The sequence below is a fragment of the Desulfosporosinus acididurans genome, from assembly GCF_001029285.1.
Classification (GTDB): Bacteria; Bacillota; Desulfitobacteriia; order Desulfitobacteriales; family Desulfitobacteriaceae; genus Desulfosporosinus; species Desulfosporosinus acididurans.
Genome location: NZ_LDZY01000003.1, coordinates 297,361 through 309,751, shown reverse-complemented (window position 1 = coordinate 309,751; position 12,391 = coordinate 297,361). Strand labels below are relative to the sequence as shown.

At 40.6% G+C, this 12,391-nt stretch carries 9 protein-coding genes, 5 tRNA genes and 1 other RNA gene; all 15 read right to left on the bottom strand.

What is annotated here, in order from left to right:
- Window positions 1-42 precede the first annotated feature (42 nt).
- Window positions 43-990: a DUF2935 domain-containing protein gene (locus DEAC_RS05330; RefSeq protein ID WP_047808983.1), complete on the bottom strand. Its 948-nt coding sequence runs from the start codon at window positions 988-990 to the stop codon at window positions 43-45.
- 151 nt (window positions 991-1,141) lie between these two features.
- Window positions 1,142-4,669, bottom strand: a complete 3,528-nt coding sequence (gene nifJ, locus DEAC_RS05325) for a pyruvate:ferredoxin (flavodoxin) oxidoreductase (RefSeq protein WP_047808982.1) — start codon at window positions 4,667-4,669, stop codon at window positions 1,142-1,144.
- A gap of 262 nt (window positions 4,670-4,931) precedes the next feature.
- Window positions 4,932-5,186, bottom strand: a complete 255-nt coding sequence (locus DEAC_RS05320) for a pro-sigmaK processing inhibitor BofA family protein (RefSeq protein WP_047808981.1) — start codon at window positions 5,184-5,186, stop codon at window positions 4,932-4,934.
- A gap of 244 nt (window positions 5,187-5,430) precedes the next feature.
- On the bottom strand, window positions 5,431-6,027 hold the full coding sequence (recR, locus tag DEAC_RS05315) for a recombination mediator RecR (protein ID WP_047808980.1): 597 nt from the start codon (window positions 6,025-6,027) through the stop codon (window positions 5,431-5,433).
- Between the two features lie 7 nt (window positions 6,028-6,034).
- Window positions 6,035-6,379 (bottom strand): YbaB/EbfC family nucleoid-associated protein, encoded by a 345-nt coding sequence (locus DEAC_RS05310; protein ID WP_047808979.1) that lies wholly within the window; start codon window positions 6,377-6,379, stop codon window positions 6,035-6,037.
- A 42-nt stretch (window positions 6,380-6,421) separates the two neighbouring features.
- Window positions 6,422-8,098: a DNA polymerase III subunit gamma/tau gene (gene dnaX / locus DEAC_RS05305; RefSeq protein WP_047808978.1), complete on the bottom strand. Its 1,677-nt coding sequence runs from the start codon at window positions 8,096-8,098 to the stop codon at window positions 6,422-6,424.
- A gap of 145 nt (window positions 8,099-8,243) precedes the next feature.
- An RNA gene (gene ffs / locus DEAC_RS22600) (signal recognition particle sRNA large type) lies at window positions 8,244-8,509 on the bottom strand.
- Window positions 8,510-8,569: 60 nt separating this feature from the next.
- Window positions 8,570-8,661, bottom strand: a tRNA-Ser gene (locus DEAC_RS05300).
- A 231-nt stretch (window positions 8,662-8,892) separates the two neighbouring features.
- Window positions 8,893-9,642 (bottom strand): stage II sporulation protein R, encoded by a 750-nt coding sequence (spoIIR, locus tag DEAC_RS05295; protein WP_047809072.1) that lies wholly within the window; start codon window positions 9,640-9,642, stop codon window positions 8,893-8,895.
- A 259-nt stretch (window positions 9,643-9,901) separates the two neighbouring features.
- A tRNA-Ser gene (locus tag DEAC_RS05290) sits at window positions 9,902-9,992 on the bottom strand.
- Window positions 9,993-10,094: 102 nt separating this feature from the next.
- Window positions 10,095-10,541 (bottom strand): tRNA adenosine(34) deaminase TadA, encoded by a 447-nt coding sequence (gene tadA, locus DEAC_RS05285; protein WP_047808977.1) that lies wholly within the window; start codon window positions 10,539-10,541, stop codon window positions 10,095-10,097.
- A 13-nt stretch (window positions 10,542-10,554) separates the two neighbouring features.
- A tRNA-Arg gene (locus DEAC_RS05280) sits at window positions 10,555-10,632 on the bottom strand.
- A 118-nt stretch (window positions 10,633-10,750) separates the two neighbouring features.
- Window positions 10,751-10,827: transfer RNA gene (locus DEAC_RS05275), tRNA-Arg, on the bottom strand.
- Window positions 10,828-10,905: 78 nt separating this feature from the next.
- Window positions 10,906-10,995 (bottom strand) — tRNA-Ser (locus tag DEAC_RS05270).
- A 109-nt stretch (window positions 10,996-11,104) separates the two neighbouring features.
- Window positions 11,105-12,370, bottom strand: coding sequence for a serine--tRNA ligase (gene serS, locus DEAC_RS05265; RefSeq protein ID WP_047808976.1), 1,266 nt, complete (start codon window positions 12,368-12,370; stop codon window positions 11,105-11,107).
- Between the last annotated feature and the right edge of the window lie 21 nt (window positions 12,371-12,391).

Here is a 12,391-nt window from a genome sequence, read left to right as displayed (position 1 = left end):
TTTCTTTTCGCTCGCTTTAGGAAAGTATGACCTTCTGCCTTACTAACCCCGCCCAAGATAAACTAGCTTTAAAGTCTTCAAAATTCTTAAATAATAATAAGCTTCTCGCAAAGTATGATCAGTCAATAAAGGAGTAAGCATAGATCGTATTTGACAGCCCAGAAGAAGATCTGTACTTATGGCTTTAAAATTTGCGATTGCCGTCGTGGCCTGAATATTCTCCTGTCTCAATTGTTCGAGCTGTGTTGCTCGTGCCCTCTCACCTTTTAATTTTTGCTCTAATCGCTTAAACAGACGATCAAAATCTTTTGCCTTACTGATAAGATTCTTCTCAGAAGGATCTAGGTAATGACTAATAACCTGAGCATGCTCTCCCATGATATCGTCCCAAAATACCTTCTGCTCATATAATTCAACTCGAGAATTTACAAATTGGTTGTTTTGTAAACGGTTGATCAGTTTTAGATAAAAAAGGGCCTCCTTATGAATGTGGAAGTACTGAGATGGCAAGAGATTTGTAAACAAACAACACTTCGTCACTTGGTCTAAAATCATAGCTTTGAACTCAGCAAAAGAGGTCGTTAAAATTTTTGCCTTTTCATTTAAGGCCTGAACGTTAGGAATAATCTCTTGGGGAATTGTCCCCGGATCGGAACTGAATTTTAACTCCTCGACCGTTAGTGAACATTCAATATAGATCCCTGTCAATTCTTGAGTTTTTTGCTCTGCCCCAAGTGTTTTATCCGTTACTAATTCTCCCGATTGCAGCACACGTTCTGATGCCGTACAATCACTAAGCATTATAGCTTCCTTAAGGATTTCATCATACTGACATTTAAACTCCTCTGCTTGAGCGGTGTAAGTAACATCTTTGGGCAGAAATCCTATTTGCATAAACGTTGCATGTTCTTTCATAATTCGAGCCATAAATAAGTGTAAATCCAGCGATTCCCTTACGAAATCTCCAACCATTGGTATACTGCTCGTCATAAAACACCTCCCTCTTCCTTTTGAACATATTATTCCTAAGTTTATAGTTTTGTTCACACAAACAGACCTTCCTGACAGCATAAAAAAAGAGAGCAGAAATTCTGCTCTCAAAACTGGTGACTAAATTACATTTAGAACAAACTTGGCTGAATTACTCTTCCCACTTTTGCCCTGCTAAGCGTTTATAAGAATCGTAACGTACCTTAGCATATTTTTCTGCTCCGCTGAAGAGTTCTTCTGCCGTTTCAGGGAAAGTATTCAGCAAAGATGTATAGCGAACTTCGCCCATGATAAAGTCACGGAAAGGCAGAGTTGGTTCCTTGGATTCCAGGCTAAATGGGTTCTTTCCTTCTTCCGCCAAATCAGGATTAAAGCGATAGAGATGCCAGTACCCAGAATCAACGGCCTTCTTAGCTTCTTGAACGCTCTTCGTCATACTTGCTTTTAGACCATGGTTAATGCATGGTGCATAAGCAATAATTAATGAAGGTCCTTTATAAGCTTCGGCTTCCTTAATAACTTTGATGGCTTGGCTCATATTAGCACCAAGAGCAATTTGAGCGACATAAACGTAGCCGTAACTCATAGCCATCATACCAAGGTCTTTCTTACGAATCTTCTTACCTGCTGCAGCAAACTTAGCAACAGCTGCACGAGGCGTTGATTTTGAAGATTGACCACCGGTATTGGAATATACTTCAGTATCGAGAACGAGGACATTGACATCGTCGCCGGATGCTAAAACATGATCTAAACCGCCATAGCCGATATCATAAGCCCATCCGTCTCCCCCGATAATCCATTGGGATTTCTTGATAAGATGGTCTTTCCTGCGGAGGATCTCAGCCAATACTTTATTGTCGCCATTATAGCCTTCAAGAGATGCCTTAATTTTTGCTGCGGCTGCTTTTGAAGCATCTGCATCATTCCAACCTGCAAGCCACTCTTCAAAGGCACCTTTAAGCTCAGCACTAATTTCCATTTCGAGTGCTTGCGTCATTAATTCAGCTAATTTTTCACGTTGCTGACGGACTCCCAAATACATGCCATAACCAAATTCAGCATTATCCTCAAATAAAGAGTTAGCCCAAGTCGGTCCTTTACCTTCTTGATTCGTGGTGTATGGAACCGCAGGAGCACTTCCGCCCCAGATTGAACTACAACCGGTGGCGTTAGCGATCATCATACGATCACCATAGAGTTGAGTTAGAAGCTTAACATAAGCGGTTTCTCCGCAACCTGGGCAAGCACCGTTAAACTCGAGTAAAGGCTGCGCAAATTGGCTTCCTTTAACAGTCGTAACATCAAAGAGATTCGATTTATTTTTAAGGGAAAGGGCAAATTCCCAGTTTGCCGTTTGTTGCTCAAATTGTTCAGCAGCAGGTTTCATTACCAGCGCTTTTTCTTTAGCCGGGCAAACTTCCGCACAGTTTCCACAACCGGTGCAATCCAAACTACTTACTTGGATACGGAATTGCAGACCTGCAGCTTCTTTACCAATAGCCTTCTTACCAACAAAGGATTCCGGAGCATTTTTTTCCTCTTCTTCATTCATAAGGAAAGGACGGATTGCAGCGTGAGGGCAAACATAGGAACATTGGTTACATTGAATGCAATTGTTCATTTGCCATTCTGGAACTGTAACTCCAATACCACGTTTTTCGTAAGCCGTGGTACCAACCGGGAAGGTACCATCTTCACGACCATTGAAAGCACTGACGGGAAGATCATCTCCCTCCATGGCATTCATAGGACGAAGAATATTTTTAACGAAATCGGGTTCATCAGAAGCAGCGGCGACTTCTCCGTCTTGAGCGTTAGCCCAGGATGCAGGAATTTCCACTTTGACGAGAGCCGAAACACCTTGATCTATGGCTGCATTGTTCATGTCAACAATGTTTTGGCCTTTTTTACCATAGGTCTTTAAGACGGAAGCTTTCAAATAATCAATTGCCTCTTCAACAGGAATAACATTAGCAAGTTTGAAGAAAGCAGCCTGCATGACCATGTTAATCCGTGAACCAAGACCAATTTTACGGGCAATAGAAACCGCATCAATAATATAGAAGTTAACTTCATTACGAGCAAGTGCCTGTTTCATTGCTGCCGGAAGTTTCTCATCCAATTCTTCAGGCGTCCATTGGCAATTCAACACAAAATTACCCTTTTTCTTTAAGCCCTTTAAAAGGTCATATTGGTAAACATAGGTTTGGTTATGACATGCAATATAGTTTGCACCTGTCACATAGTAAGGAGATTTGATCGGCTTCTTGCCAAAGCGAACGTGCGAAATGGTAATACCACCGGATTTCTTACTGTCATATTGGAAGTAAGCTTGAGCATAAAGAGAAGTATGATCCCCGATAATCTTGATAGCTTGCTTGTTGGCACCAACAGTCCCGTCTGCGCCAAGGCCCCAGAATTTACAAGCAATAGTTCCCTCTGGAGCGGTATCAATGATTTCATCTTCAGGTAGAGACTTAAAGGTTACATCATCAACGATTCCAATGGTAAATCCATTGACCGGCTTTTCGGCCTTTAGATTTTTATAAACAGCCAATATTTGAGAAGGCGTTGTATCTTTGGATCCTAAGCCGTAACGACCTCCCACAATAACGGGTTTTTGCTCATGATTATAGAAAACTTCTTTAATATCTAAATAGAGAGGTTCACCTAAAGAACCAGGCTCTTTTGTTCTTTCCAGAACTGCGATCTTTTTAACAGTTTTGGGTAATACGTTGAAGAAATATTTGCTGGAGAAAGGATTGAAGAGGTGAATTTTGACAACTCCAACTTTTTCTCCTTTGGCCATGAGATAGTCGATGGTTTCTTCAATCGTATCACAGACTGAACCCATAGCAACAATTACATATTCGGCATCTTCCGCACCGTAATATTGGAAAGGATGATATTCACGACCGGTCAGTTTTTTATACTCTTGCATATAGTGCTCAACAATATCAGGAATCTCAGCATAAAACTTATTAGACGCTTCACGGCCTTGGAAATAAACATCAGGATTTTGAGCTGTTCCGCGCAGAACAGGATGTTCTGGGTTTAAACCACGGTCGCGGAATGCTTGAACCGCATCCATGTCTATTAATTTGCCAACTTCATCATATTCCGGTATCTCGATCTTTTGAATTTCATGAGACGTACGGAATCCATCGAAGAAATGTATAAAAGGAACTCTTGCCTTAACTGTCGCTAAATGAGCAATAAAGCCCAAGTCTAACGCTTCTTGGACGCTATGTGAAGAAAGCATTGCAAATCCCGTTGCACGAACAGACATTACGTCTTGATGATCACCAAAAATTGAAAGAGCATGGGTTGCTAAAGCCCGAGCACTTACATGGAATACACTTGGAAGCAGCTCACCGGCAATCTTATACATGTTAGGAATCATCAAAAGTAAGCCTTGTGAAGCTGTATACGTAGAGGTTAATGCACCAGCCTGGAGTGAACCGTGTACTGCACCTGCGGCACCTGCTTCAGATTGCATCTCAACGACTTTAACAGTTTGCCCATAAATGTTTTTCCTTCCATGAGCAGCCCATTCATCAACCAATTCGGCCATTGTCGAAGAGGGGGTGATGGGAAAGATGGTAGCGACTTCAGTAAATGCATACGATGCATGAGCCGCAGCTTCATTACCATCCATGGTTTTCATTTTAGCCATTTTTTGTTTCCTCCTAATCATGTGATAAATTTAATTTTCCGGGAGTTAATGAAAATACCTTTTCTATTCGTCCTCATATTTTTCAGAAAATGAACTATTAAACTTGAGGAAGAAATAGAATTTTCGTAAAACGCCCGTAAAAACAGACGTAGGGAACTACTTCGCATTTACGTCGAATAGTTCCCTTTAGCAATTTTTAGTATACCTCCAACTTGTCGAACGAGTCAAGGACTTAATTTAAAAAATCTTTGAGTAAAAAGATTTAAATTCCTAATAACTGTAGGATTGATAAGGTTAATACTCCAGGAAATCCTAAAATTCCGACAATAATTACTGTAAAAAAATTAATTGGAATTGAAAAGCCAAGAATACTTAAAAGAAAATTAAATAACCAAAGTCCGACAATTCCGCCCAAGCTATGAATTGTGATTTTTAGAACAATATTTGGTTTTCCGAGAATTGAACGAACCGTTAATCCTATTAATATTATAAAAAATCCTAGAAAGACCAGTGTCATATAGTTTTCCCCCTCGTCCGATGCTAGTCCATAGATATGCACTTCACGGATAAAGAAGAACAGAATTATAAATAAAAACTGTGCTCAACCTAAGGTCAAAGTCACAGTTTAAGCAGCGTAATTAATTTTTACTATTCTATATTAATAATAGCTCTCCATTATCTTAACTATTCTATCCACTCATAAGACTCTCCACTTGTAGAAGTGGAAGTGGTTGAATATTATGAGTTTACTTTAAAGTGAACTAAAGCTGGCGTCTCCCTTCCAAAGCTCGTGCGATGGTCACTTCATCAGCATATTCCAAATCTCCGCCAACAGGTAACCCATGAGCTATACGGGTCACTTTAATCCCTAACGGTTTTAGTAAACGAGCTAAATATAAAGCAGTTGCTTCGCCTTCTACCGTTGGATTGAGAGCCATAACAACTTCTTGAACACCTTTTAAACGTTTTAACAGAAGGTTAATAGTTAATTGCTCCGGCCCAATTCCTTCCATAGGTGAGAGTACACCGTGCAATACATGATACCGGCCTTTAAATTCTTTGGTTTTTTCTAACGATACCACATCTCTTGGATGTTCCACGACACAAAGTTCTGTGGAGTCTCTTTGTGGGTTCTGACAGAGTGCGCATGGATCTTGGTCCGTAAAGTTGGAGCAAATTGAACATTTTTTAAGCGAATGATTTGCTGTCAGAATTGCCTGAGCCAAATCTTGCGAAATTTGTGGCTGCTGAAGAAGGTAAAATGCCAATCTTCCTGCTGTTTTAGGACCAATCCCCGGTAAACGTGCCAATGAGCTGATAAGATCTGCCAAAGGCTGAGGATAATTCAAAAAATCCATAGTTCACCTAGAACAAGCCGGGGATCTTTAAACCACCGGTTAATTTCCCCATTTCATTACTAGCCATTTCCTGAGCTTTTCTCAGCCCTTCATTCACTGCGGCCTTAACAAGGTCTTCCAGCATTTCTACATCCTCAGGATCAACAGCTTCAGGATTAATTTTCATTTCGACTAATTCCATTTTTCCACTGACAACAACTTGAACCATACCGCCCCCAGAAGAGGCATCCACAGTTTTATTTTGCAATTCCTCTTGTGCTCTAGCCATGTCTTCTTGAAGCTTTTGGGCTTGCTTCAACATTTGATTCATATTTCCACCCATACCGCCGCCCATTCCTTTAAAACCTGCCATATTAACACTTCCAATCCTAATTTTATCACCTATATTTGATGTTTACTCCCGAATGGTAACAAGGTCTTCGCCAAACATATCCTTTGCTTTATCGACAAGAGCCTGTTCTTCAAGTTCTTTATTTTCCGGCTCTGAAGGATCTTTCTTTTGAAATTCGTTTTCCATAACATTGTTTAAGGCAATAGTTATTCCAAATAGTTGCTGCAAAGCCTCTTCAATTGTCTGGCGATTTTCCTGCTGATTAACTTTATCTTTATGAAAAGAACACCCTTGGCGAAAAGCAATGGTTAAAACGTTTCCTTCAAGATAAACCGGTTTGCCTTCTAACAAAAAAGCTTGTGTAGATTTTTTTCGGCGTTTAACCTGATCTAAAATCTCGTTCCAGCGTTCTTGAACGGTCTCTATTGCTAAAGATTCCGTTTTTACTGTTAATTTCCCTTCAGAAGAGGCATTTGATTCAATTCCCAAGTCAGTTGTTTTTGCCTGATTTTTATTATTTTCTTGTCCAACATACTCTGCTGAAGCTGAATTTTTTGACGGATTTTTCCTAGGCAGCAGATCTTGACCTGTCACAAGATTTTGCAATTGAAGTTCGAGCAATGTCAAACGTTTAACAATCTCTTCCTGATCATTAATAACGCTTTGCCCTTCATGAATTGTCTGAACTATTAAAAGTTCGGCTGCTAAGCGAGCATTAGATGCATATTTCAATTGTCCTTCGCCTTGCATTAAAAGCGAAATCCAATGTAATAAACGAGATATGGGAATTTTTCTACTTTGTTCAACTAATCGCTCTTGAATTTCGGGAGCCACAAGCGGAGTAACGCCTGTAGTTAAGTTCAAGAGCATTTGACGAAGATACTCTAAAAGCTCTCGAATAATTTGCCTCGGATCTCGACCTTGCTGTATTCCTCCCGTCAGAGTTTCTAAACTCTTTCCATAATCAAGGGCAATTAATCCATCGACTAATTCCGAACTAAAAGTTTCACCTACCATTCCTAAAACCTGATAGACTTCCTTAACACCAATGGGATCATCTTGAAGCAGACATTGATCTAAGATACTTAAGGCATCGCGAAGACCGCCTTCAGATTTTTGGGCAATTACCAATAAGGCACTTTGCTGAACCTGGCGCCCTAATGATTCACAAACAACAGTTAATCGTTTTGTAATATTCTCAACCGAAATACGGTGAAATTCAAAACGTTGAACCCGAGAAAGAATCGTTAGAGGTATTTTCTGAACCTCAGTTGTCGCTAAAATAAAAACTACTTGTGAGGGCGGCTCTTCCAAAGTTTTAAGCAGGGCATTAAAAGCCTCTGTTGTCAGCATATGCACTTCATCAATAATATAAACTTTAAATTTGCCTTTTATCGAGCTTAGCTTGATGTTTTCTCGTAAATCTCGAATCTCATCAATTCCTCGATTAGACGCGGCATCAATTTCAAAAACTTCAATAGCAGAACCATGATCAATACTTGAACATGAGGAACATTGATTACAAGGTTCAACCCCATTGCGGTGTTCGCAATTCAGGGCCTTGGCTAAAATTTTGGCAGCAGTTGTCTTACCTGTACCTCTCGGCCCGCTAAACAAGTACGCATGAGCAATTTTATTTTGTTTAAGAGCATTCATCAATGTCTGGGTAATATGTTCCTGTCCTACAATACTTTGGAAAGTTTTTGGTCTCCATTCACGGTACAATGCCAGATAAGCCATAAATTCACCCTCATAATTCGAGCGTTTTGAAAAGTAGACACTGTCTTCGCAGGTATTAACTCTTCTTGCAGTATTTAAACGAAGGTTATACTTTATGATAGTACAAAAAAGATGGTACCAATACCACCTTTATCTTAAATAATAGCCGTACACCTTAGATCGATCCTTCACCTCCGAACGTTACCTTGGTCGAACAGTTCGATTCAGGCAACCTTACGGCACACAAAACATCCTCCTTAGTGCTGCTTCCGTCAAGACCTGACACGGTTCGGAGTGTTCTGTTGCGTAAGACCAAAATCTCATCACCATCTACCAAAGACAGCTTCACAGATGTGGACCTTTCGCAGGAATTCCACCTTGCTAGAGCGGACTGCAAGTTACAAGGAACCGCTACCTCCCCGTCTAGTACGGCTAAATCAATTATAACAAAATAAAAAGCCGAAGTCGAATACTTTGGCTCTCTTTTCAATATGGCGGAGAGAGAGGGATTTGAACCCTCGACACCAGTTACCCAGTGTACCCGCTTTCCAGGCGGGCGCCTTCGACCACTCAGCCACCTCTCCGTGCTCTCTAACCCTACAAACATATTAATCTGCAAGAATTTTAGTGAACAAAAAGAATTATAGCTTATCTTAGCAAAGGAGTCAAGGATAAAGTTCTGTAAATATTTGTAATACATTTCTCGCTATTGTTTTACGCTAAGTGAGGGTGGATCCTTCGTTAACTTCAGGTGGGGCAGAGTCCTCCTTCGCCGCTAAGTATTCCTATTGGGAAAGGCGGATCGGCAATAAAGTTCACTTTCTACTTATTAGCCTTTCTACAAGTTCCCAAAAATAAAATTTAACCTGAAGTGAATTCCCAGGAACAGAACTCCCAATTTTATTATTCGCCGATTTATTGCCTGAATTGACAACTCCCTTATCATTAACTTGTTTAGTTTGGTGATTTACGGTTTGTTGATTTACTGAATAAAGGGGAGCTTTATCATTAATTGGTATCCCTGGTTTTCCATCCACTTGGACGGCTGTTGAATGCTCAATATCAATAAAACATAACGGAGGAAAAAGAACACACCACCAGTTAGATCCTTTGCCCTCACCAATAACAACTCTTAATGCTTCATAATCTCCTGCGGGCAGTATCAAAGTACCATATGATTTCGTTGGAAAGCTAAAATGACCGTACTCCGTATGAACACTGTAATTCTTACCCCAAGCTTTAACTACCGCGCGTCCAATCTTCTCCATTTCCGGACGAAGCTCCGCAAGTATTTGCCGAGATTCTTGCAAAGATCTCGAAGATGCCAGTTTTGGGGAAACTTCTTTTAAGATAGCATCTCTGACAGCTCTTTTTAATGCTTGGTCTTGCTCGCTGTCTGAATTGGCAAGGACATGAAATCGAATCAATTGATCAGGAGTTTGCGCCAATTTTCCCTCATCATAGATGACATTTTCAGATACTTTTGTGGGTATATACAGATTTCCTCTCCAAATCAAAGCACTAAGAGATCCATAACCTAAAATTCCAAAAATACAGAACACCATTAATACTCCGATTGTTTTTTTCCATTTGATGCTTCTGGTTTGAAGCCATAATTGAAGGCCTTGGCAGCCATTTAGCAGATTGTTTATATTTTTCCCGGCTCTTTTTATTATATGATCCATTCTTGTTAAAACCTCTTTCTGAACACAGTACATGTTTATCTCTATTTCCTATACTTTGCCCAGAATGTGAAATTTTAAACAAACAGTCACAAAAAGATAAAAGAGCCCTTTTAGAGAAAGGCTCTTGTTTTTATAAGTATGGCGGAGGAGGTGGGATTCGAACCCACGGACGGCTTACACCGTCAAACGATTTCGAGTCGCTCTCGTTATGACCACTTCGATACTCCTCCGTATAATATAACTGGTAAGACACCTATAAACTTCCATCACGATATAAACATATCACAGAATTTCGCAGGTGCTTAGAGGTTAACCATTTTTAGAATTTTATCCTACCTTAGAGATTTAAAAAAACGCTTTAAGATATCCGTACATTCGTCCTCTAAAATTCCAGCTAAGATATCTACTTTATGATTCCACAAGGTAAAATCAAGCACATTAATTACTGAACCAGCAGCCCCGCCTTTTAAGTCCATCGATCCATATATGATATTTTTCAGGCGAGACTGGAGTATAGCGCCTGCACACATGGGGCATGGTTCTAAGGTTACATACAAAGATGCCTCACTTAATCTCCAAGATCCTAACGTTTCAGCAGCACGTTGAATTGCTAAAATCTCAGCATGGGCTGTAGGATCATGGCGAAGTTCCCTTTCGTTGTGTGCTTCTGCTATAACAGTGCCATTTTGAACGATTACAGCACCGATTGGTACTTCTCCCTGTTCAAAAGCCATTTGTGCTTGTAAAAGCGCTAAACGCATCCAATCTTGGTGGCGCATAAACACCTCAAAGTGGTGACCCCGGGAGGAGTCGAACCTCCGCAAGACAGGGTTTAGGAAACCCCCGCTCTATCCACTGAGCTACGAGGCCTCAGTTTTTTATTAACCACTGAATCTAAGGTAATTGTTAATTAAGCAATGACCCGTATTATTCAGTGAATAAATGTGCAATATTCGAATATCGATTATCGCACTAAAATGGTCAATAATGGTGCGCTCGGAGGGATTCGAACCCCCGACATCCTGATTCGAAGTCAGACGCTCTATCCAGCTGAACTACGAGCGCAAAGAAAACACTTGAATCTCAAACTACCTATGCTGTTCACTTACTCGAACATCGAGCTTCGAACATCGACATTCGATCTGGCGGAGGGGGTGGGATTCGAACCCACGGACCCCTCACGAAGTCACCGGTTTTCAAGACCGGCTCCTTAAACCGCTCGGACACCCCTCCATGTAAGACGAACAATATATACAATAGCACAATTAGGGATGATTGGCAACTAAAAATTTCTGTAAATCTCTAAACTATTTACCATGTATTTACTGATTTATACCCAATCTTAACCAATATATTCTACACCCATATATGGCTGCAAGGCCTTTGGAATATAAATTCTGCCCTTCGAATCCTGACAATTTTCCATAATAGCAGCGACTGTTCGCCCGATTGCCAAACCACTGCCATTTAGGGTATGAACAAACTCAGGTTTTTCCTTCGGTCCTCTGCGGAAGCGGATGTTTGCTCTTCGTGCCTGAAAATCTTCAAAATTACTGCATGAAGAAATTTCCCGGTATGTATTAAAGCTCGGCAGCCAAACTTCTAAATCATAAGTTTTAGCAGAAGAAAATCCAAGATCCCCAGTCGATAACGTCATTACCCGATAAGGAAGCTCTAATTCCTGAAGAATACTCTCGGCATCGTTCGTTAATAACTCCAACTCCTGGTAAGAATTCTCCGGAAGTGAAAATTTAACAAGCTCAACCTTATTAAATTGATGCTGCCGAATCAAGCCCCGAGTATCACGGCCCGCTGAGCCTGCTTCTGAGCGAAAACATGCACTGTATGCGCAATGTCGAATAGGCAGGCTGCTGCCATCTAAAATTTCATCTCGATAGAGATTCGTAACGGGTACTTCAGCAGTAGGAATCAAAAAATAATCGGTACCCATGACTTTAAAGGCATCATCTTCAAATTTTGGCAGTTGACCAGTTCCAAACATCGAAGTACGACTTACCATATAAGGCGGTAAAATCTCTGTATACCCCTTTGCTGTATGCTTATCAAGCATAAAGGAGATGAGAGAGCGTTCCAGCCTGGCACCTAAACCTTTATAAAAGGTAAAACGTGCACCAGTTACTTTTCCGGCCCGCGTAAAATCGAAAATATCTAAGTTTTCCCCGAGCTCATAATGTGCCTTTGGCTCAAAATCAAAGGACCTCGGAGTTCCCCAACTTCGAACTTCAATATTCGCACTTTCATCTGTGCCTACTGGCACCGAAGGATGGGGTATATTTGGAATTTCATAAAGAACTTTTTCCATCTCTTGAACAATTTCCGAAGATTTTTGTTCTAAGCTTTTCACAGTTTGGCCGACTTCACGCATTTCCAAAACGAGTGCTTCGGCGTCTTCTCCCTTTTTCTTAAGTCGTCCGACTTCTTCTGATACGGCATTACGTCGTGCCTTTAAGGTTTCGATTTCAAAAAGAAGACGACGTCTTTCTTCTTCTTGTTCTAAAAAATGATCTAAGCTAATAGAAACCTGACGTTTTTGCAAAGCTTCTTTTACCAAATCAGGGTTGCTGCGGACAAACTTCAGATCTAACATACTAAATCCTCCCATACCATG